The sequence below is a fragment of the Veillonella sp. KGMB01456 genome, assembly GCF_023051165.1.
GTDB lineage: Bacteria > Bacillota > Negativicutes > Veillonellales > Veillonellaceae > Veillonella_A.
In genome coordinates, this window is sequence record NZ_JALKIG010000034.1 from 1 (window position 1) to 24,117 (window position 24,117).

Annotated in this window: 18 protein-coding genes; 15 read left to right on the top strand and 3 right to left on the bottom strand. The window is 32.9% G+C overall.

The window, feature by feature from the left end; genetic code table 11:
- Positions 1 to 24 precede the first annotated feature (24 nt).
- Both MXE28_RS08915 and MXE28_RS08920 read right to left on the bottom strand, forming a co-directional pair.
- Positions 25 to 897, bottom strand: a complete 873-nt coding sequence (locus MXE28_RS08915) for an IS3 family transposase (RefSeq protein ID WP_247240057.1) — start codon at positions 895 to 897, stop codon at positions 25 to 27.
- Positions 898 to 923: 26 nt separating this feature from the next.
- Positions 924 to 1,601, bottom strand: a complete 678-nt coding sequence (locus tag MXE28_RS08920) for a transposase (RefSeq protein ID WP_247240058.1) — start codon at positions 1,599 to 1,601, stop codon at positions 924 to 926.
- A gap of 304 nt (positions 1,602 to 1,905) precedes the next feature.
- Here MXE28_RS08920 and galU point away from each other — a divergent pair, with 304 nt between their 5' ends.
- The 14 genes from galU to MXE28_RS11655 all read left to right on the top strand — a co-directional run bounded on the left by galU (position 1,906) and on the right by MXE28_RS11655 (position 18,738).
- Positions 1,906 to 2,775: a UTP--glucose-1-phosphate uridylyltransferase GalU gene (gene galU / locus MXE28_RS08925; RefSeq protein WP_021840961.1), complete on the top strand. Its 870-nt coding sequence runs from the start codon at positions 1,906 to 1,908 to the stop codon at positions 2,773 to 2,775.
- Between the two features lie 68 nt (positions 2,776 to 2,843).
- Entirely contained in the window at positions 2,844 to 4,283 is a 1,440-nt protein-coding gene (wbaP, locus tag MXE28_RS08930; RefSeq protein WP_021840960.1) for an undecaprenyl-phosphate galactose phosphotransferase WbaP, read from the top strand.
- Positions 4,284 to 4,299: 16 nt separating this feature from the next.
- Entirely contained in the window at positions 4,300 to 5,397 is a 1,098-nt protein-coding gene (gene glf, locus MXE28_RS08935) for a UDP-galactopyranose mutase (RefSeq protein ID WP_021840959.1), read from the top strand.
- Positions 5,398 to 6,162, top strand: a complete 765-nt coding sequence (locus MXE28_RS08940) for a DUF4422 domain-containing protein (protein WP_226974519.1) — start codon at positions 5,398 to 5,400, stop codon at positions 6,160 to 6,162.
- 65 nt (positions 6,163 to 6,227) lie between these two features.
- Positions 6,228 to 7,289 carry a glycosyltransferase family 2 protein gene (locus MXE28_RS08945; RefSeq protein ID WP_226974518.1) on the top strand — a complete coding sequence of 354 codons (1,062 nt, stop codon included), beginning with the start codon at positions 6,228 to 6,230 and terminating at the stop codon, positions 7,287 to 7,289.
- A gap of 5 nt (positions 7,290 to 7,294) precedes the next feature.
- Positions 7,295 to 8,437, top strand: coding sequence for a glycosyltransferase (locus MXE28_RS08950; RefSeq protein ID WP_021840956.1), 1,143 nt, complete (start codon positions 7,295 to 7,297; stop codon positions 8,435 to 8,437).
- Positions 8,438 to 10,339: a hypothetical protein gene (locus tag MXE28_RS08955; protein ID WP_021840955.1), complete on the top strand. Its 1,902-nt coding sequence runs from the start codon at positions 8,438 to 8,440 to the stop codon at positions 10,337 to 10,339.
- 21 nt (positions 10,340 to 10,360) lie between these two features.
- Positions 10,361 to 11,608 carry a flippase gene (locus MXE28_RS08960; protein ID WP_156705919.1) on the top strand — a complete coding sequence of 416 codons (1,248 nt, stop codon included), beginning with the start codon at positions 10,361 to 10,363 and terminating at the stop codon, positions 11,606 to 11,608.
- A 21-nt stretch (positions 11,609 to 11,629) separates the two neighbouring features.
- Positions 11,630 to 12,298 (top strand): hypothetical protein, encoded by a 669-nt coding sequence (locus MXE28_RS08965; RefSeq protein WP_021840953.1) that lies wholly within the window; start codon positions 11,630 to 11,632, stop codon positions 12,296 to 12,298.
- Entirely contained in the window at positions 12,291 to 13,586 is a 1,296-nt protein-coding gene (locus MXE28_RS08970; RefSeq protein WP_021840952.1) for an O-antigen polymerase, read from the top strand. The genes MXE28_RS08965 and MXE28_RS08970 overlap by 8 nt, the downstream gene beginning before the upstream one ends.
- A gap of 27 nt (positions 13,587 to 13,613) precedes the next feature.
- A complete protein-coding gene (rfbB, locus tag MXE28_RS08975) occupies positions 13,614 to 14,597 on the top strand; it encodes a dTDP-glucose 4,6-dehydratase (RefSeq protein ID WP_021840951.1) in 984 nt (327 codons plus the stop codon).
- Positions 14,598 to 14,623: 26 nt separating this feature from the next.
- Entirely contained in the window at positions 14,624 to 15,970 is a 1,347-nt protein-coding gene (locus MXE28_RS08980) for a DUF6056 family protein (RefSeq protein ID WP_247240059.1), read from the top strand.
- A gap of 201 nt (positions 15,971 to 16,171) precedes the next feature.
- The gene (locus MXE28_RS08985; RefSeq protein ID WP_156705931.1) at positions 16,172 to 16,984 is read left to right on the top strand and encodes a hypothetical protein; all 813 of its coding nucleotides are present in this window, start codon (positions 16,172 to 16,174) and stop codon (positions 16,982 to 16,984) included.
- Between the two features lie 41 nt (positions 16,985 to 17,025).
- Positions 17,026 to 18,738 carry a DUF4209 domain-containing protein gene (locus MXE28_RS11655; RefSeq protein WP_021840947.1) on the top strand — a complete coding sequence of 571 codons (1,713 nt, stop codon included), beginning with the start codon at positions 17,026 to 17,028 and terminating at the stop codon, positions 18,736 to 18,738.
- A gap of 237 nt (positions 18,739 to 18,975) precedes the next feature.
- On the opposite strand, the gene MXE28_RS08995 is transcribed toward MXE28_RS11655, so the two are convergent.
- Positions 18,976 to 20,037 carry a tetratricopeptide repeat protein gene (locus MXE28_RS08995; protein ID WP_021840946.1) on the bottom strand — a complete coding sequence of 354 codons (1,062 nt, stop codon included), beginning with the start codon at positions 20,035 to 20,037 and terminating at the stop codon, positions 18,976 to 18,978.
- Positions 20,038 to 20,402: 365 nt separating this feature from the next.
- On the opposite strand from MXE28_RS08995, the gene MXE28_RS09000 reads away from it, so the two are divergent.
- Positions 20,403 to 23,789: an autotransporter outer membrane beta-barrel domain-containing protein gene (locus MXE28_RS09000; protein ID WP_021840945.1), complete on the top strand. Its 3,387-nt coding sequence runs from the start codon at positions 20,403 to 20,405 to the stop codon at positions 23,787 to 23,789.
- The last annotated feature ends 328 nt before the right edge of the window (positions 23,790 to 24,117 follow it).

Genomic DNA, 24,117 nt, shown 5'->3' on the forward strand with positions numbered 1-24,117 from the left:
CACCGGTTTCCGGTGGCAGTTTTTTCATGCTGCTAACCAATATTTAGCATGTTTTTCCATAGGTGTTAAAACACCGAGCTTTCTTTGTAATCGTTTAGTATTGTAATATTCAATATAGTTTTCAATCATTTTAACCAAAGACTCTTTATCTGTGAAGTGACGCCCATAGTATCGTTCGCGTTTTAAGATACCCCAAAACCCTTCCATAGGGCCATTATCAATACATTTTCCTACTCTAGACATACTATGCTTCATTCCTGCCGCAATTAACTTTGCATGGAACATTCGACTAGTATATTGGTATCCTCTGTCACTATGGAATAATGGATGTGCATCTGGATTAGAAGTTACGGCATGGGTAAAGGTATCAAATACCAATATATTGTCATTTCTGTCTCGGATTGCAAATGAAACAATTCTACGATCATATAAATCAAGAATTGCACTAAGGTATACTTTATGAACTTCATTGCCCAAGTAATATTTAAATTCAGTAACATCTGTAAGCCATTTTTCATTAGGGGCTGTAGCAGTAAAGTCTCTATTAAGAATGTTTTCTGCTACATATTGTGGTCTTGCCGCATGTCGAGTGCATCCCTTATTGCAATACTTAATGGTAGATTTAATATTTTGTATCCGGCAAATTCGTAGTACTCGCTTATCATTAACCTGTATGTCATAGTAGCGATCCAAGTCATCTCGAATTCTACGGTATCCCTTATCGGGACTTTCTGAGTGAATGGCCTCTATCTTTTCCGCAATCATTATGTTTTCTCGCTCTTTTATAGGCGTTTGTCTATGTAACCATTTGTAATAAGCAGCTCTAGTTACGTTACCTAGTTTACATAAAGCTGAAATGGCATAGTGATGCTCTTCGTGTTCTTCTTTTATCGCCAAATAAATATGAAAATATTTTACTTGGCTTAGCCCCGCCTCCTCTCTATTTCGTCTAATTTTTTTAAGAAAGATGCCTCCATTTCAGCCCTCATTCGGCGAGCACGTTCCATCTTAAGTTCAGTGCGTAATCGTTCTACTTCAGTAAGACTATCTAGTGCTTTTCTTTTTCCGCGATTATCTTGTAATGCGTCTAGCCCACCGGATTCATATTTTACTGTATAACTGCGAGCCTGTTGGTAAGAAATATTGTATTTTGCTGCTGTTTCTGTGTAATTATGGTTGTGAGATATGCAATACTGTACTATTTCAACACGCTCATCGAATGTTGTTTTTCGGCCTTTTGTCATGGTAAAACATCCTCCTGTTCCGGATGTTTTTAATTCTTCATGACTATTATACCTCTTAATCCAATCTCGTAGTTGCATGTTTGACCGTAATCCAAATCTTTGGCTAATAGAATTCAAGGATCCTTCTCCGCTTAGATAAGCTATTACGGCTTCTATTTTTTCTTTAGCAGAATAATGCTTATTTTTTACATGTGTAAATGCATCGAGCCCATTGCTTTTATAACTGATAATCCAAGCCCTAACGGTAGTCCAATCAATTCCTAACCTCTTAGCAGCTGTGGACATGGACTCTTTTCCTTCAAGGATATTTTCTACGGTTTTTATTTTTTCTTCTGCACAGATTTTTGACTTGGGCATAAAAATACTCCCTTTCAAGTAACACAAGATTTTATTATTTCTTGTGTCTACCTAAAAGGGAGCATATCAGGGGTCAGCCAGTGATAATAGAGTGGTTGTCAGATTACTCAAAGCCCTCTTTAGAGGGCAATCACTAGAGAAAGACCCTTATAGGGTCAGAGCAAACCACCCGTTCTACGGGTGGTTATGATTTATGTAAAATGTTATAATAAAAGGAAATATAAACGGATAAATTAATTTTTTCTACTTATTTATTTTGTGTATTATAAAAATCAAGTTGAGTCGTTAGTTATTGAGGTGTAGTATGAAAAGTGTGAGAAAAGCCGTTATTCCGGCAGCAGGATTTGGTACTCGTTTTTTACCGGCAACAAAGGCGCAGCCAAAAGAAATGTTGCCTATTGTGGATACTCCGGCCATTCAATATATTATTGAAGAAGCGGTTGATTCCGGTATTGAAGAAATTCTTATTATTACGGGACGAAATAAACGGGCTATTGAAGATCACTTTGATACGAGTGTTGAATTGGAACAGTTATTACAACAGCAGAGGAAAAAGAAACAGTTGGCCATGGTACGCCGCTTGGCTGATATTCGTGTGCATTTTATTCGCCAAAAAGCACCGCGTGGCTTGGGGGATGCCGTATTATGTGCTAAAGCCTTTTGTGCCGGTGAACCATTTGCCGTTTTGTTGGGTGACGATGTGGTATACAATCCGGAATACCCATGCCTAAAACAGTTAATTGATACATATAATACCTATGGCGGAACCGTGTTGGGAGTACAACGAGTGCCGGAGAATATGGTTAGTTCTTATGGAATCGTGGCGGGGACTCCGATTACTGATACCGTATATAAAGTAGAAGGTTTAGTAGAAAAACCACAAAAAGAGTTAGCACCGTCAAATATTGCGGTTTTGGGACGCTATATATTGTCACCAAAAATCTTTGATTGTTTGGAAAATATTCCGGTTGGTGCCGGCAATGAATTACAATTAACCGATGCGATTGCACAGCTGGATGAAGATGTATTTGCTTTAGCTTATGAAGGTAAACGTTATGATATCGGTAACCGATTTGGTTATTTGCAAGCTATGATTGAATATGGACTTCGTAATGAACAAGTTGGGGAAGCATTAACCGAATATTTAAAAACGTTAGATTTAGATAAGTTTTAAATCCTTGTATTAAACAATTAATAACCTATTATTATATAATAAAAAGTTTATTGAAAGGATTTACTGCGATGAAAGATTCAATCCCATTATTAAAACGTAATACCACGTATGTATTGCCTTTATGTTTGTTTATTATTGATTATTTTATGATTGTTTCAGGCCTTTCGCTTTCCTTTGAAGCAAGAAAAATGTGGATGTTTCCACCTGTATCTGATACATTTCATATTCGTAGCATATATATTTATTTAATTGCACCGGCATTATTTCTATTCATGATGTTTGTGTGCCATTGTTATGAAATTGCTTTGCCGTATTGGGAACGTGTTAGAAACTTATTTAAGGCCGTTTCTTATAGCGTCTTGCTCACTGTATTTCTTATGTATGCAGCTAATGTGGCAGGTGATGTGTCGCGATTATTTATTATAGGATCTTGGGTATTGACCTTTATAACATTATTATTGGGACGCTATATTTTAGAACGCGTTTTAATAGCTAAGGGCGTTCTTAAAATTCCGGTTATTATTATTGGCGCCGGCAAGACGGCAGAACTTGTCTTACAGTCTTTTGACCGCCATCCGATTATGTGCTATGAAATAGTCGGCTTTATTGATGATAATCCGGTTTGTAAGAATTTAATCGAACAATATCTATTATTGGGTGGTTTTTGCGATATTGATGAAATTGTGGCTAAGACTAAGATTCAGCATGTAATCGTCTGCGCTCCGGGATTGCCACCGGATAAACTAATCACTTTAGTTAATCGGTTGGAAATTTTAATCAAAAATGTATCGTTTGTGCCGGAATTAATCGGGTTACCGGTAGCGAATGTGTCAGTTCAAGGCTTAATGGAAGAAAATATGCTTTTGGTTAATGTAAAAAACAACTTGGCCAGACCATATTATCGATTCTTAAAACGAGTATTTGATACTGTTTTAACCTTAGCCGGGATGATAGTTTTCCTTCCTATTGGACTTATCATAGCTGCCTTTATTTATATATCCGATCCCGGTCCAATTTTATTTGCACATCGACGTGTGGGGCAACATGGCAAGGAGTTTCCTTGTTATAAGTTCCGTTCGATGGTAGTAAATGCTGAAGAAGCCTTGCAGGAATATTTAAAAGATAATCCGGAAGCACAGGAAGAGTGGAATCGAGATTTTAAATTGAAAAACGATCCACGTATTACTAAAATCGGTCACTTTTTACGTAAAACAAGTCTTGATGAATTACCACAGTTGCTCAATGTTTTAAAAGGGGAAATGAGCTTAGTAGGACCAAGGCCGATTGTTCAGGCTGAAGTAGAGAAATATGGTGAATATATACAAGATTTCTACTTAGTGCCACCGGGAATTACCGGTGTTTGGCAAGTTAGCGGCCGTAGTGATACTACTTATGATGAACGTGTTCAGATGGATTCGTGGTATGTACATAATTGGTCAGTTTGGATTGACATTGTATATTTAGTAAAAACCGTAACAGCCGTATTACAACGCAAAGGTGCTTATTAGTAGAGGAGTGATGCGAATGAAGTACGATTATTTAGTAGTTGGTGCAGGTCCTTTCGGTTCTGTATTTGCGCATGAAGCACATAAACGTGGTAAAAAGGTATTAGTTATCGATCGTCGTAATCATATTGGCGGTAATATGTATTGCGAAAATAAGGATGGTATTAATATTCATGTATATGGTGCTCATATCTTCCATACTTCGATGAAACATGTGTGGGATTATGTGAATCAATTTGCCACTTTTAATAACTATGTAAACTCTCCGGTAGCCAACTATAAAGGTGAAATGTACAATCTGCCGTTTAATATGAATACATTTAGTAAAATGTGGGGTATCTCTACTCCAGCTGAAGCTAAAGCTATTATTGAAAAACAGAGAGCCGTAATTACTGATGAACCAAAAAACTTGGAAGAACAGGCTATCAGTTTAGTTGGCACCGATATCTATGAAAAGCTAATCAAAGGTTACACCGAAAAGCAATGGGGGCGACCTTGTACAGAGATTCCGTCGTTTATTATTAAACGCTTGCCGGTTCGCTATACATACGATAATAATTACTTCAATGATCGCTATCAGGGGATTCCTGAAGGTGGTTATACCAAACTAATTGAAAATATGTTAGAAGGTATTGAAGTACGCTTAGGTATCGATTTTATTAAAAATCGTGAAGAGTTAACAGCCTTAGCGGATAAAATTATCTATACAGGACCGATTGATGAATACTATAACTATGAATTTGGTCAATTGGAATATCGTGGTTTGCGTTTTGAAACGGAAAAAATAGAAACAGATAATTATCAGGGCGTAGCAGTAGTTAACTATACAGCAGCTGATGTACCATACACTCGTATAATTGAACATAAACATTTTGAATTTGGCACACAACCTGTTTCTTATGTAACTAAAGAGTATCCTGCTGACTGGAAAGTAGGAGAGGAAGCCTATTATCCTGTCAATAATGAAAAGAACTATGATTTATATGCGAAATATGCTTCAAAAGCTAAAGAAGAAAAAAATGTTATATTCGGTGGTCGTTTAGCTGAATATGTATATTATGATATGGATAAAGTGATTGCAAGTGCATTGCGTTTAGTAGAAAAGGAATTGAAGTAAGTGGCGGAAATAAAAATTTTAGTGGCAGCACATAAATTGTATTGGATGCCAAATGATTCAGTATATATGCCTATACATGTAGGTAGAGAAGGCAAAGCTGATTTAGGGTATGTTGGTGATAATACCGGTGATAATATATCAGCTAAAAATCCTAACTATTGTGAATTAACGGCACTTTATTGGGCATGGAAAAACTTAGAGGCGGATTATGTGGGGTTAGTGCATTATCGTCGCTATTTTACCAATAAAGAAGTTCGCAATATTGAAGAAAAGAAGCAGCAAGTTTTAACTAGCGAACAATGGCAAACTTTATTAGAGCAATATCCGGTTGTAGTTGCCGATAAACGTCGGTATTATATTGAAAGCAATCGTTCGCATTATAACCATGCCCATCATAGTGAAGGGTTAGATGTAACTGAAACTATTATTGCTGAAATGTATCCGGAATATTCAGAAGCTTTTGCAACTGTATGCAATCGCACTTGGGCTCATATGTTCAATATGTTTGTGATGCGTCGTGATTTATACAATCAATATTGTGAATGGCTATTTGCTATATTGTTTGAATTGGAAAAACGAGTAGATATTTCCGACTATAATCCATATGAATCTCGCATCTTTGGATTCGTCAGTGAAATTTTACTCGATGTTTGGATTGAAAAAAATCAGATTAACTATAAAGAGCAAAATGTTTCTTTTATGGAAAAACAAAATTGGCTCAAAAAAGGCGGTAGCTTTTTGAAACGTAAGGTATTTGGAAAGTAAGAAATTAAACACTATTTTAGATTATAGTAACTTGATTATCGTTGTATGCAAGGGAGAAGTATTATATGGAAGTTAATAAACCGTTTTTTAGTGTCATTATGCCAGTTTATAATGCTGTACCTTTTTTGCAAAGGGCGATAGAAAGTATATTGGAACAAACATATACAAATTTTGAATTGATTTTAGTTGATGATCAATCTACAGATAATAGTTATGATATTTGTGAGTCCTATTTAAAAAAAGACAATCGAATTAAACTTTATCAGATGCAGCAAAATGCCGGGGCCGCAGCAGCTAGAAATTATGGCTTATCAAATATTAAAGGAAAATATGTAACATTTTGCGATAGTGATGATTATGTTGATAAAGATTTACTTGCAACAGCATATATTCATTTGAGAGAGTGCGATATAGATTGTTTAAAGTATGGTTGTATTGAAGAATATATTCAAAAAGATACAAAAAATCATTTTTTTAAAGTGCAAAGTTTATTAACTCATGAATATAGAGATCGAAACGAAATTGCCAAGCAAATTTTAAAAATGGAGTTAGTGCCATTATTTGGCTATTTATGGAATGGTTTTTATCGCCGTGAAATAATAGAGGGAAATGGACTTGAACTAAATCCTTCATATCGTGTAAATGAAGATTTTGACTTTAATATCCGCTATTTTGAATATGTTAATATATTCAAATGTATTGACTATACAGGATATCATTATATTAAATTAACAGAGTCTAATAGTTTATCGTCGCAAAAGAACGATGATTACTATAATCTACATATAATGAAAATCGAGCGTTTCTTAGCATTTTTTCATGGTTTTGAAAATATGGATGATGAATCCAAGAGTATGTTGTTTTGGATGTATACTCGGATTGTATATTCTACACTACAACGAGCTATTGAATCAGATGAAAATATTCAAAAGTTATTAACGTCAATTAGAGATAGTAAAATATATAATTATTTTAAGTGTGTTGAGTTTATAAACATTTCTGAGAAACAGAAATTAATGATATTTTTGTTGCGCGATGAAAAAGGAGTTATGTTGTTGTGGCTTGTACGGATGATTGGATTAATAAAAAGACAATTTCCATTTTTATTTGCAAAAATTAAAGGATAATTAAAATGAATCAAGATTTATTGCCGGTAAAAGTTTTACAAATTGGCATGACTCGGAATATAGGTGGTCTTGAAACATATTTAATGCAGCAATTTGACCATTTAGATAGAAATAAAGTAGTTTATGATTTTGTAAATATTACCAATGAATATGATATTGTCTTTGCCGATAAAATAAGAAAAGCCGGATCAAAGATTTTTGGTGTTTGTTCCCGTCATAAGAATCCTTTAAAACATTATTGGCAATGGATAAAACTACTTCGCAAAGAATCAAAAAACTATAAGGCGATTGTACTAAATACTAATAGTTTAGAATATATTTTTCCATTATTTCTAGGAAAAATAATGGGAATTCCGGTGAGAATAATACACTCTCATAATGGTGGTTTTGAAAATAAGATTGGTCAAATTAGACGGGCTTTAATAAGCTTTAATCGAATTCTTATGAAGTGGAGTGTAACTGATTACTTTGCTTGCTCGAATTTAGCTGGGCAGTGGATGTTTGGGAATACACAACCATTTACGGTTATTCATAATGCTATTAATACAAAAGATTTAGTTTTTAATGATAAAGTAAGACAAATCAAACGCTCTGAGTTAAAATTTGATGATGAAGACTTTGTTGTTGGTCATGTGGGTAGATTTGTGTATCAAAAAGATCACGAATTTTTGATTGATGTATTCAATGAAGTGCATAATAAAAGAGTGGAAGCTAAATTATTATTAATAGGTGACTATGTAGGTGATGACACATATTATAAAAAAGCTTTAGAACAAGTAAAAAGATTAAATTTAGAAGAATCAGTTTTATTTTTAGGGATACGACATGATGTGGCTGAATTAATGCAGGCAATGGATTGTTTTGTAATGCCTTCAAGGTTTGAAGGACTTACTGTTGTTGGTGTAGAAGCACAAGCCTGCGGATTGCCTTGTTTTTTTTCAGATAATATAACCAAAGAATTAAAGCTAGTAGATGGCTTGTGTTATTTTATCGATAAGAAATTAGAGAAAAAGACTTGGGCAGATATAATATTAAAGAAGAGTGCTGTTACTAGAAGAGACACTTCGAAAGATTTAAGTTTAGCCGGTTATGATATTGATACAGAAGTTAATAAGATAATGAGTTTTTACTTGAAAGAGAAAAATTAAATGGATCTTGAGAAACTAAAATTAATAATTTCAAAACATGATGTTATATCATTTGATGTGTTTGATACTTTGATAAAAAGAAATCTTGGTAATAATAAAGATGTATTTAGGTTACTAGAATGTAAAGTTAATAAGTTGTTAGGAACATCAAAAAAGATATACGATGCCCGAATTGCGGCTGAGGCTAATGCAAGAAAAAGATGCACTTATCGAGAAGTAAATATTGATGAAATTTATGAAAATTTTGATGATAATTATAGTGAAAATGAGAAAAATTTAATAAAGAAAATGGAGTTAGAAATAGAATTGCTTGTTTGTACAGCGAATCAAGAACTTCAAGAGATTTATAATTATTGCGTGTCCATAGAAAAACCTATTCTCATTATTTCTGATATGTACTTTAGTGCATCAGATATTAATAAAATTTTAGAGAAAAACGATTATTTACATCATAAAATAGTTTACTCTTCGTGTGATGAACGGATTACAAAATGGGAGCAGGGTTTACTATTTAAGAAGGTTTTAGAAAAAGAAAGATTATTACCATCTCAAGTTCTTCATATTGGTAATGACAAAAATGCTGACTTTAAAAAGGCAAAAATGCAAGGATTATCTGCATTTTTGATTGATGAAGGGGAATTATTTCCCACTTATTATGATGAAGAGGGTTTATTTAGTCAGGAAATTTTTACATACAATTGGATAAATCGGTTTATTAATAATAATATGCCGATTAAAGAAAATGATATTTTTAAAATAGGATATGAGGTTTTTGGTCCATTATTATTAGGTTTTACTAAGTGGTTAGCGCAACAAGTAGAGCAAAAAAATTTAAAAAAAGTTTTCTTCTTTTCACGAGATGGATACATTTTGAAAAAAGCTTTTTCTTTATATTGTCCTAACATAGATTCAAAATATTTTTATATTTCAAGAAAGTCTGTAATAAGGCCGATTTTACAATATGATAAATCTTTTGACGATATGGTAAAACATTATAAATCTTGGGATAAATCTTTTACATTAGAATATGTGTTAGATAGATTTTGCATTACAGTTGATGATGTAGTGTTAGACAAATTTAAATTGGCTCGTCAAGATAGATTTAATATTGATACTTTGAAAATTGATCAGCGAGTAGAGTCTTTGTTTGATTTTATTAAAGAACAGATATTCAGTGATTCTAAGGCTCAGGCAATACTTATTCAATCATATTTTCATCAAGAGCAATTTTATGGAAATGTTGGTATTATTGACATGGGAGCCGGCTGTAGCATTGAGTTTGCATTAAAATATTATTTAAAACAAGAGAATTTAGATGTAAATCCTTTTTATTTTTATTTGCATTCTGCAATTGAGGAAAATACAACTAGAAACATATTTTTTGACTCAGGTAATAAAACCAAGCCGTATAAGGTCCTATTGCGTTTTTGTTATATGTTTTTAGAAATATTTCTCACTGCTCCGCATGGGAGCGTTAAAGGTTATCAAGTTATAGATAATAAAGTGGAACCAATATTAGCTGACTTCGAGTATATTGGAGACGGGAAAGTTGACGAAAAATATTATATTCAAGAATTGCAGAGGGGGGCATTGTCATTTTTTGAATCTAGTATGAATCAATTTTTTGATGAAGATATTAGTACTAATATAGCTCTGCAAAACTTTAAAAACTTTGCAATTACACCAACTCTAGAAGATATAAAAATATGGAAAGATTATAGGGTGATTCTTGATGAGTTACGACCATTAATTTTAAGTTCAAAAGCCTCATCTTTTGAAGACTCTATAAATTCTATTAAGAATAGTCCATGGTTGTCTGGGGCTATTATAGAGAAAATTAAAAACCGATATTTGATGAAATTGATTTTTAAATTTTACTATTTGTATAAGAAATATAAATAAATATTATTAAGAGATTGAACTATGAAAATAAATAAGTTGTTTGAAAATATTTTTTCATTGGTAAGTTTAAAAGGTGCAGAATACATATTGAATTTTATATTATTACCTTATTTAGTTCGAGTATTAGGCGTTGAAAAATTTGGTGCGATTGCTTTTATGCAAGGCATAGTTCAATATTGTATTATTATTGTAGATTACGGCTTTAATATGACTGGACCTAGAGATATTGCAAGAGTAATTGAAAAGAAGCAAATTGCAGATATTTTTATTAATATTATGACTTGTAAGGCATTACTTCTTCTTTTAACAGCTTTATTTTCTTTTTTTTCTATTTTGATCATTGATTTTATGGCAATAAAGTTTGATGCTTATTTGTACTGGAGTGTTTTTTTATTAGCATTAGGTAATTTTATTTTCCCTACATGGTTTTTTCAGGGAATTCAACAAATGAGATATATAACAATTGTCAATATAATAGCTAGGTTGGCAACTGTTATTTTGGTTTTTTTGTTTGTTCGAAACCAGGATGATTATTTGTTAGCGGCTTTATTTCAGTCTAGTACATTAATCCTCGCAGGGATACTTTCGTATATAATTATAGTAAGACAATATAGTTTTGTGTTTATAAAGCCAACGTTTAAAGGTGTAATAAAAACTATGAATGATGGTTGGCATATTTTTCTTTCTACTATTGCTATAAACATATATACAACTAGTAATATAGTCTTATTAGGTATTTTTTCTAATGACACTATAGTGGGATATTTTAGTGCGGCTAATAAATTAATAGATAGCATTAAAGGTGTTATGTTTACTGTTAATCAAGCGGTGTATCCTTATGCCAGTAAAAAAATTCAAGAGGGTAAAAATAATTTTTTGAATTTTATAAAACTGTATGGAAAAGTTTATATCGGTGGCTGTTTGATAGGAAGTATATCTTTAATCTTTTTGGCACCTTATGTAGTACAGCTATTATTTGGTGAAGGATATCAGTCAAGTGTAGAAATTTTACAAATATTAGCATTATTACCTATGATAATATCAATAAGTAATGTCTTTGGAATTCAAGTTTTGTTAAATTATGGCTATCAAAAGATCTTTAGCAATATTCTTGTGTTGGGGGCTATTTTAGATATCATATTGATGTTTTGTATAGCTCCTTATTGGCTTGGTGAGGGTGTTGCTATAATAATGGTAATTGTTGAAGGGGTAATTACATTTGCTATTTTGGGATATGTTTTTAAAAATAATGTATTAAAAGAGATTTAATAAAAAATTTAGGAGGTCATGATGCAAAGTGTAAAATTTGGAGTTTTTATTGATACACTAAAAAGTAAGTTTATTTACATCATTCTATTAGCAATTATTTTTTCATTAGGTTTAGTAATTGAAAAAACTTTTTTTACAGACTATGTTATTCAAAGTACACGATTTCATACTGAAAAAACTATAAAAATTGAGTATAATCAGCCATTAATGTTTAATAATTCTCTTGACTATGGTACATTTTTAAAGAGTTATAGTGAAATTGATTTATTTTTGAAACAATCAGAAAATAGATTTGATTATAAAAAAATTAATAGCGATTGGGATAAGCTAACTGAAATTCAGAAGGTTGAATGGTTGCAGAAACATATTCATGTTGTTGATATTCATTCGGGGGTTATTCAGTTTATTTTCACATTAAGTGCAGATGATGCAAAAGATTATGAATATATAAAATTATATGGAACTAAATATTTAGACGAATATATTTCTTTTGCTGAGTCGAGGATTAATCAGATAACCCCACAAAGTCAATTTAAAGAAGTAAGTACATATACATTAGAACCAAAACTATTAGCAAATGATAAAAATATTATAATAATAAAGTATGGAATTATAGGCGCTGTTTTAGGAACTATTATTGGAGTGGTGATAGTATTTTTAATTTCGATAAGGAATGAAAAAAATGGTTGATCCAGGATTTTTGTATATTTTATCTGCATTATTATTGATTTTAACAATAGGTTTAATATACTTTTTTAAAGGGGATGTACTTCAACCTGGTATTTTAATGAGTATGACTATGTTATTAAGCTCTATATTGGCTGCATTAAACATAGATCGTTGGCAATTACAGTTTTCAATGTCAAGTACAATAGTATTATTTATGGCCATTTTATCATTTGCTTGCGGTAATTTAGCTGCTTGTAAGATTGCTTTTTATAGACAACCGATTTCGCCAATTTTGACTGTTAAATATTATAAAGCTAATAAATTAATTTTCTTTTCTTTTTTGATAATGAGTATTTTGGCGATGTTTAGTTTTCGTGAAATTTATCACTTATCTGTATTACTTGGAAATACAGATGGTATATTTAATATTATAAAAACTGTAAGACCAGCAATTGAAGCTGAGCAAGTTATGTTGAGTCGCTGGATGAATTATCGACAATATATTTCTCTAGCGATTGCTTCAGTATATATATATGCATTTTTAAGCAATTTAATATTTTTTAAATGGTCAAATATAAATCTAATTTTACTTGTGCCAGTTTTAGCTTATATTCCTTTTATGATATTTACAACCGGGCGTATGGCAATGATGTCATTTGTTATATTTGTTGTGGTAATTGGAAATTTTCTTTATTTGAAGAAGAATCAATTTAAGCTAGAGGCCGGTATAAAATCAATTATTATTCTTGGCATACTAGGGATTATGGCCATAGCCTTTTTCTTGATAATGGGGTATTTATCTGGAAAGGTTGCTAGTAGTACTAGAACACCTTTTATAATTTTATCGCATTATTTAGGCTTATCTGTTCCAGCTTTTGATGTTATATATCATCAGATACCAGTAGAGAATTCTTTAATTGGTTCTAATTTATTGGTTAGTGTTTATAGGAATCTTAATTTCTTAGGGTTTAACTTACCAGAAGTAGAGATATTTTTGCCGTTTGTTAATTTTGAAGGTATTGATACTAATGTTTATACTGCAGAATGGAGATATATTAAGGCTTTTGGGATAATCGGTATGTTAGGAGTTATGTGGTTATTAGGGGTATTTTATAGTTATTACTATAATTATTTGAAATATAATAATAGTATCAAGATTACATCACTAATAATATATGCGACTATTTCGTATCCATTATTTTTATCGTCAATTGATGAGAGATTTTTTTTAGATTTATTTGGGACTACGATTATTTATATTGGTGTTTGTTTGTGGATTGCTAAAAAGATAATTTTAGATAAGTATTGATTAAAGTTACGTCTGAGGAGTTCTAATGTGAAAGTCCTAGTCACTGGCGGTGCTGGTTTTATTGGCTCAAACTTCATATTTTATATGCTGAAGACCTATCCTTCGTATCGTATTATTTGTGTAGACAAGCTAACCTATGCCGGCAATCTTTCTACATTGACGAGTGTAATGACTAATCCAAACTTCAGATTTGTTAAAGCAGATATTTGTGATAGAAAAGCTATTAATCAGTTGTTTGAAGAAGAAAAACCTGATATGATTGTTAATTTTGCAGCTGAATCACATGTAGATCGATCTATCAATAATCCCGGTATTTTTTTAGAAACAAATATCTTGGGGACAGACGTATTGATGGATGCGTGTCTCAAATACGGCATTAAACGTTATCATCAAGTTTCGACGGATGAGGTATATGGTGATTTGCCATTGGATAGACCGGATTTGCTATTTACGGAAACAACGCCATTACATCCAAGCTCGCCATATAGTAGCTCTAAGGCTGCAGCTGATTTATTGGTATTGTCCTATTTTAGAACCTATGGACTTCCGGTGACGATTTCTCGTTGTTCCAATAACTATGGACCCTATCAATACCCAGAGAAGTTAATTCCGCTTATGATTGTTAATGCTTTAAATAATCAACAGTTACCTGTATATGGTAACGGCCAAAATGTTCGTGATTGGCTTTATGTAGAAGATCATTGCAGAGCTATAGATTTGGTTATTCATAAAGGCCGTGAAGGGGAAGTATATAATATTGGTGGACATAATGAAATGGCTAATATTAATATAGTAAAATTGATTTGCAAAGAGTTAGGTAAATCGGAAGACTTAATTACCTATGTTGCTGATCGTAAAGGACATGATTTGCGCTATGCCATTGATCCGACTAAGATTTATACTGAGTTGGGATGGTTACCGGAAACGAAGTTTGCCAACGGAATCAAAAAAACGATACAATGGTATTTGGATAACCACCAATGGCGGGAAGATATAATTAGTGGAGTATAGTGTATTGAGGGAAGGATGAAATTGTTTTGTATAAGTATTTAAAGTCACCGGTGGCAACAAAAATAGCATTTGTAGGATTATTGGTTGGCATTTTTATTTTGATGTTCAAACTAAATAGCCTGACTGGGTTTGTTGTGAACGATTATTTAAAGTATGCGGCAGCAGTGAAAATTCATTCCGTGGGGGATATGTATCAAGCCTTAGAGAAATACTATCTCACTTGGAGTGGCCGTGTATGGGGCGAATTTTTCTCCTTATTATTTTTAAGCATGCCAAAATCCATATTCAATGTGGCTAACTCGTTCATCTACGTTGTACTGCTATTGCTGGTTTATGCTCACATTACAAAGGCTAAGTATTGGTCTTTGTCAATTCTCATTTATATTAACTTTTCCATTTGGGTATTTTTACCGGCTTTTGGTCAGAATATTTTGTGGTTAACCGGTGCCGGTAATTATTTGTGGACAATTATTATTCCGTTAATTTTCATGTTGTTTTATAGGTTATATGATGGCAACCGTGAAACTTTCAGAAACTATTTCTTGTATATTCTTTTATTTATCTTAGGGATTTTCTCCGGTTGGGCCAATGAAAATTTTTCGGTAGGAATTATTGGATTTATTCTCTGCTATATGTGGCAGTATAAAAAGAAATATAATTTAATTCCTCAATTTAGTATTTGGGGCCTCCTTGGTACTCTAGCAGGTAGTGCAGCAATGTGGTTTGCACCGGGTAATTTTATTCGTTATGAAGCCGAAGGCCATCAAGGAGCATTTCTTAAAGTTATCGGGCGAATCCCACAAAATGCACTAAGATTGATTGATTATGAAAAGACTTTGTTCTTAGTTCTTATATTCGTGATATTGTATTTCTTGTTGAAGAAAACGGATAAACAAAGCTCACTAATTTATCTTGTTGGTACTTTTCTTTGTGCTATTGCCATGTCGGCCGTAGGTGGTTTTGGGTCACGTATCGTCTTTAGTGGTACGATTCTCTTTATTATTGCTACGGGTATATTAATAGCTGACTTTATCAGAAATGAAGCGTATGTAGGTTTTAATAAAACTGCTTTGATTGCAACGTTGAGTGTTATTATGCTTGCATCCTTTGGGAGAGAATATAGATCGGCTGTTGAAAGTACGATAGATTATAATAGACAAGTCGCTGTAAATGAGCAGATTATTCAAACGGCCATATCCCGTGGCGAAAAAGACATTTATGTTAATCCGGTACAGGTTATGAATCGATATAGTGCGGCTCATGGTTTGGAAGATTTAAAACCAAAATCACAAAATGATTTTTGGTTAAATAAGGGTATGGCTGCCTATTATAAAGTAAGAACTATACAAACTAATGGTATAGAAGTAAAATAAAAAATTATATATTAAAATAGAAGGGCTTTTGCTATATACAGTATTAACTGTACTTGTGCGAGGCCCTTTTGTCCTATAAGCATAAAATTTTGATAATAAAAAGAAATAAGAAAAAATAGCATATGGAGAGGAATAATTGATTAAATTGAAGAATAAATAATTAATAAATAATTTATTTTTTATTAGAAATAGGAGTAGAATATGTATTTAATGACAGCTTGTTATCAATGTGATACAACACCGCCTAACATTATTATTAAAGATTTTACACTTAATGATGATGGAGTTTATATTGTAGAATGTTCTAAAGGTCATAAACTTGCAATAATTATGCAAGCTGAAGTTTTTGAAATTTTATTTTTTAATGCAACTTATAACTTGCTGAAGAAAAATTATAGTGCAGCTATATTAAATTATGCCGCAGCACTAGAAAAATATTATGAGTTTTACATTGAAGTTATATGTAGATTTAATCATGAATCAAAGGATGATAAGTGGAATGCAGTACGAAAAAAAAGTGGAGCTCAGTTGGAATTATTTGAAAACGAGTACTTTAATAATGAAGGTAGAAAGCCGTATTTATTAACTGGTGAATTACGGAATCTTAGAAATCGTGTTATCCATCACGGGCACTTTCCAAGCTATGAGGAAGTTAAAGAGTATGGTAAAGGAGTTTTTATTGCCATTAAAGAGGATTTAGATTTTCTTAATAAGAAATATAAAATCATTTTACAGGAAATAATTGTAGAGCATAATATGCAAAAAGCGAAAAAGATACCAGCAGGTTACTCGATTTCTACTACATTAATTGATACTGGCGTATCAATTTCTACTTCACAGAATTGGAATAATATGACCTTTGAGAAAGTAATAGATAATGCAAAATTATATTTAATAATTGAGGATAACGCAGAAAGTATAATGGCTATAACTAATTTAATTAGAGGCGATATTTCATTAGAAGAATGTAAGACGCTTTTCTTGAAAATATTAAATCAATTTATAAAAAAGTAGCACACTAATTTTCAACTAATTATATATTAAGGAATGATGAAGTGAATATTTATGAACTGATTAATCAAGTTAAATTAAATACAGGAAATTTAAGATACTGGCCAATAGTAAACTTAAAGGACGTAGAGTTAGAAAATATTGGAGAGAAAAAAGCTCTTAAGATATTACAAAAGATATGTGGATTATTAATAATTGAAGAAAATAAGAAGCGTAAATTAAATATTTTTTTAGATGAAAGTTTAGTAAGAGTTAATAATTGTTTTCTTGTTAAGTCTGAATTGGAATGTTTAGAAAAATTAAATTTTGACAATTTTTTGCCGTACTTTAGTGCTTATATTTGGGAGTGTATTTGGCTGGATCAAAGAGACTATAAGGCTGCTGATAAAGCACTTGATTATTATCTTATTCATTTAGAGCGTGAAATAAATTTTGATGAATCTGTTTTAGAGGTTTCGACATATGCTATCGCTTTGGCAAAAGAAATAAATAATAGAAAAAAACTCAATACAATATTTAAAATTCTACATAATATTATATTTCATAATGAAAATAATACCTCAATATATATAACACTATCAATTTTAGACATTTTATCAGCAGAACACTTTATTTCATATTACGAGGCATTAGAATTTCTTAATAATAATGTAAGTATAAGAGGTGAAAATGAGCATATTAATGAAAAGATTTTTATTTTAAAAAGAAAATGGGCTAATAAACTAGGTGATTCAAATTTAATCATAAGTATTGAAAAAGACTATGCAGAATATTTTGAAAAATTGTTTAACTTTATTCCAGATAAGGATTATTTTAAGCAAGAGCGATTTTTAATAAACGCAATAGACTCTTATACTCGTTGTAAGAACCGGAAAAAGGCAAATGAACTGAAGCAGAAATTGATGCTGGTACAAATAAACAAAGTGAATAATATGAAAATAATAGAGATAAGTATTGACTCTAACATTTCTCTCAATACGATAGAAGAGGATTTGAAAAAATTAAATTTTATAGAAATAATATTTTATTCCTTAAAGTTTATTAAATATCTAGACTTTGATATAGTAAAAAATATGGTAAAAGACTGTAAATCTTCCGGATTTATAAGTGATACGTTTCCATGTAGTATTATTAATGATAGAGGGCAATCTACTGATATATTTATGCCACTAATGTCTTCTGACTATGAAAATAATAGTACTAATTTGAGAAATCATGTAGATCATATGGTTATGAGATATGCAGATGTTGCTGGTTGTTATTTAAAACATATCTATTCATATATAAAAGATACTTTTATATTTAGTGAATATAGTTTTGATTTTCTAATAAGACATAATGAAATAGTCCCAGCAACTAGGAATAAGATTTTTCGAAATGTGCTGTTTTTAATATTTCAAGGAGAATTGTGTACAGGATATCAAGTTTTAGTTTTACAATTAGAAAACTTATTTCGATATATTGCACAGGAACAATATGGCTTAACATATAAGATTGATAAAGATGGTCGAACTGAAGAATATACGTTATGGGATATATTAAATTATTTAATTAAAAATTCTGAAGACAATAATAAATCAATTTTTTGGCAATTTCAATGCTTACTGTGTCAATCTTTAGGGGGAAATATAAGAAATAATATTGCTCATGGATTAGTTGAAGAATATGATTTTGAAACAGGACGATATTGTTATTTATTGTGTCTGGTGATTCTATTACTAGTAAGATATGCTGATTTTTATAATGAAAATGATTGATTAATTTTATAGTGCAATTTAGCACAAGTTATCTATATTAAGCATGGTAAAAGTAGACGGAGGAATCAAGCGCATTGATTTGGGAGTTGTTTCTTTTTTAGTACACCCAAGAAATAGTAAGATATTGGATTATTTAATCGAGTTATATTATTTAAAGTTAAAACAGTGCCGGTACGTCGATGGGCGTACCGGCACTTGAAATTTATATCTATTAAAAAGTAAATGAGTTTTATTGTTTTATAAATCTAACGCTTCCAACTCTTCATAAGCCCATTCAAAATAGCTTTGACAATCTCGATAGAGGTATGAGCCGTTTTCTAAAGTCATTAATAGTTCTTTAGCGGCTATTTCTTCATAGGCATCCGGTAGCATAGAAGGTATAGCTTCTTCTACGGCATAATCTAATCCATAACTATTTATAAGAGTAAAGACATCACAAAATTGCTTTGAGGCGGCTAGTTTTTTCAGTATATTACGTGATTTAGTATAGTTCCTTGTTGTGTAATAAAGTACCGAGAGCGGTAAGAGCATAGATAAACGCTCGTCTTTTTTATATTGTGCATGTAGTTTTAAAGCGTCATCAAAGCGCTGTAATTTGACATATATATGCATGAGGTCATAGCGTAAGCCTAAATTATCGGAGGTGTTAAAAGTCAACGCTTCCTTCAAAAGCTCTATCGCATCATGTAAGCGGTTAGTATTAATTAAGGCAATCATATAGTTATACATAAGGCGCATAAAAGGGCGTGTTTCTAAAATAAGCCAAAAATCTCCGATGCAATCTTGTGTCATATAGCCTTCTTTAGCGAGGGTATTTTTAGCATCTTCATAGGCTTTACTATATTCTTTAACTAATTCTTCCGGAGATAAATCTTTTAAATTAATTAGTATAGAGGTGGCATCAAAGTTGAGCGGGTCAAGTTCGAGTGCTTTTCGCAAATAACGTAAGCGAATATTAGGGGCCGGTGTTTGCTTAGCCAGCTCGAGATAGTCGTCACTCGTTTGAGCGTTAGCCTTAGTTAGTCGTTTAGTAGGATTATTTATATTGTTTTCGCCGAAATTAGGTGAAATAATATCCATACTTGAAATACCAGTTTCCGGTTGACTGTAATCTGACTTAAAAAAGTTTAAAAGCATTTCCAGTCGTTCATCATTATCTAATTGGGAAATATTTTCTTTGCCAATTGACTTTAAATAGGATTCATAGCGAGACTCTAGGGCAGCTCTTGCGTCATGTGTAGCATATTCCGGAGCAGCTGATTCGGTAGGGGCCTTTGAATTTTTCTTATTTTTTGCCATGATGGACTCCTTTTAGTGAAAAGTATTTATTTAATTATATAATATGTTGGTAATTTAATAAATATTTGGATTTTGCATGGTGATGGAAAATGCTAAGAAAATAAAATATTTCAACGAATTATTTTAGATGAATAGATTATAAATTTTCAATTCATTTTTAATTATGAGTATATGATGATTTTTTCTATCTGTAAATTAAGTTGATTACTGACAACTTATTAAAATAATTATATAATAAGTATACAAATATATGTATTTAGGGGGGTGATTTACATATATGGCAGTTCGGATAAAACATATAGATTTTAAGGGGATTGTGAAAAATTAGGTGTGGAGATAGATGTTTTAAAAACGGGGTGGTATACATGAGGGGTAAAAAGGGAAACAAACGATTATTGCGTGTATTGGTATTGGGAGCTTTATTGAGCACAACTTATATAGGGGGTGCTATGGCAGCGGATTATCCGCTGACCGGTGATACCATTGAAGGTAATTATGACCTTCCGGCAGGAAATATCTTATATAGACTTGACGGTGAACAAAAAGTTACGGCACTATCCGATGTTACTATTAGTTCTCAAAGTACAGAGAATGCTAGTTCTATTATTATATATAGCGGTAAAAGTGAAAACAGCAGTTTAGATTTAGATATGAACGGTCATTCCTTAGCCATAGATGCTAAGTCGGCTGGTATCTATATAACAAAGGATAATACTAATATCAATTTTCACAATGCTGACACTATTGAAAGTACAGTTGATCGTCATAATTTGGTAATTGCTACAAGAGGTAATGGCAGTACTATCAATTATGAAGCCAATAATATTACTTTTAATAAGAGTGAAGTTTTTGAAGATAATCCAATGCTTGTTGTGGGGAATAAGAATACATTATCTATGCACGCCGGCAATGATTTAGTATTTAATAATTATGCAAGGGCCAACACACTCAGTGCATATTATGGTGCTAAGATTCAATTGGAAGCAGATCATAATGTTAACTTTAATCATACCTATAGTGATATTGCGGCTGTCCAGGGACTACCGATTTTGTATTTTGCTAATAATGCTGAGGCAACGATAACAGCAGGTAATGATATTAACTTTAATCGAAATCAGTATGCGTATTTAATTGGTTTGGAATATGGGGGCCACGCAGTTGTAACCGCCGCGGGTAATATTAATTTCCGTGAACAAGTACCGGGTTATATGCCTGTTGTGTCGGCAGAAAATAAGGCAAATATCCAGTTACAGGCACAAGCTATTACAGGTAATACGCAGCAACTGGTGTCAACCACGTATGGTTCGCAGGCACTCTTAAAAGCGAATGAAATTGATTGGGTAGCTGAAGGAAGAGACATGTCTGCCTTTTCAGAGAAATACCCGCATAAGACTAGTATGCTTGTAGCCTATCGCGGGGGTAGTAAGGTTGAATTACAAGCCGATAAGAACATAAATTTAGCTATCGGTGTGCCACATACAATGCTCTATGCAGAAAGTGGTGATATTACTTTAAATGCGGGAGACTCTATTTACTTGCATTCCACGGGAACAACAGATGAGCGCTCTCAGGCAAGCCTTCGCGTTCAGAACGGTAACATTAATTTGACGGCCGGTACAATTACAGTAGAAAATGAAGGGGCCACGGCAGCCTATGCAGATTATTATGGGAATATTAATTTTAATGGTGAAACTCTCATAGACGGTGCCGGTATTGGAGCTAAATCGCTAGGTACCGGGAAAATTAATTTTAATGGCGAAACTTTCATATATGGTGTCGGTATTGGTGCATCGACGGAATCTGATGTAGATCCATGGGCCGAAGATCTTTCAAAGATTAGTTTTAATGACGACGTTGCAATTGATGGGGTTGAAACAGGGGCTGAAGCAAAATATAACAGTGACATTGTTTTTAATAAAGGTCTTGTTATTAATGCTAAAGACAACGCGCTCTATACTGAGTCTGCCGGTCGTATCCAGGCACTTGCTACTGACGTAGATAAGAATGTAAAGGGTAATATGCAAGCCCTTAATGGACAGATTGATATACTCTTTGATACGCCTAGCTCATCGTTTACAGGCACCACGAAAATACAAAACATCGACAAGGTGTATGTCATTGATGACGAAGAAGAGTATGGAGATGATGAAGAGTTAGATAATTATGTAACCTATGATGCCGATGAATCGGATAGTACCGATGATGAGGATAATTGGGGCGATGAAGATGATTGGGAAAATCCATATATCGAAGAAGCGCCGGCTATCAATATAGCGTTACAAAATGGTGCTGTGTGGCGAGTAACCGGTGACAGCTCGTTGACGAAGTTAGAAAATAGCTCCTTTCTTAATATGAGTGATTACACACATACAGGTACGAGTCTTACCGCAAATAATTTATCCGGAAACGGTGACGGGTTGGTTCTTATGGATCTCGACTGGAACAGCAATGGCGGATTAAAAGAAAAAACGGATAACAGCGATTATATTACCGCTACCGAAAGTGCTACCGGTACTTTCACGTTGTTAAGCGAGCGATCACTGATGCATTTAGAAAATATGGAGATAAATGACCGTTTGTATTTTGCTACGCTGACGAATAGTGATGCGGTTTTCACAAGCTGGATTACACAGCGTAATGTAGCAAAAGGCGGCTTATATGATTATATTATCGGCTTAACTTCTGAAACAACGAATGTAACGGATACGAGTGCAACAACTGATACCGATACTACAATCGATACGACAACAGATTTGGATAGTGCCGCGGATATGACTACAGTAACGGCTAGAGCAGCTACAGATACTATAACGGATTGGTTCTTTGGCACCGTAGAGTATACAGAAAGTCCGATTGTTCCGAGTGGTCGTATCAACTCGCAAATTATGTATGATCTTACAACCGAAGTGGATACGTTGAATAAACGCATGGGTGAAGCACGGTACATGAATACCAATGCTGATGCAGACGGTATTTGGGCTCGCACGTCGTATAATCGCTATGGCCGTGACGCTTATTCCGGCCACAGCAATCGTTTTGAAGTAGGCAAAGATTATGTAATATCTCGTGATGATGGCAGTACGATTCATCAAGGGGCATCGTTTACATATCTTCGCAGCAATGCATCGTTCACTGATGGACGGAACGAATATAACCGTTACACCGGATCGTTCTATCATACTTGGTTAGGTAATAATGGCCATTATCTGGATGTGGTAGCTCGTGTCGGCAAATTAAACGGTGATAGTCGTACATTCTTAGTGAATGGCGATGAATCACGGAGCTCCTTTGGTACTTGGTATCAACAGGGCAGTGTAGAATATGGCCGTAACTTCAACCTTAAAAACGGTTGGTATCTTGAACCTCAGGCGCAGTTACAATACACCCATATGAATAGTAAATCGTACATCAGCAATGACGGCATCAATCATCAATTGGACAGCGTGAACAGTTTTATCAGCCGCTTAGGTTTCCGTTTGGGCCGTAATATTGATGATAAAACATCGTGGTACATTAAAGGCGATGTATTCCATGAATTTGCCGGTGACGGCGGTATTACCTTTATATCCGCTGACGGTTTAGAACGCATTGATTACAATCGTGACGGCAAAGAAACTTGGTATGATTTAGGTGTCGGGTTACAGGCTGAATTAAGCCATGATAGAAGTCTCTGGTTCGAATTTGAACGCAAGTTTAGCGGCTCCTATTCAAATGCTTGGGAAATTAACGGCGGTATGTCGTGGAAGTTCTAGGTGATAGACTGTATAGTATAAATTTGAATAAGTGATTTAAGTAATAGTAAGGCCTCCGATGATGTTGAAAAGACATCATGGGAGGCCTTTTTGCTGTCTGAAGTGATATCAATAATTGAAAGTTATTATTATAATAATAAAAAATCGTAAAATTTCAAACTAATTGATTTTTAAAGATAAATTCTCTAGAGCATTTTATAAATCTGTGGTACTATAATTGGAGCATAAGTGTTTTTACGAAATTTTTACTTAAATTTTAAAGAAAATATACAAGGTTCATAGTATAATCAAATGCGACAAATAAATAAGACACAATATTGTTCCTGTG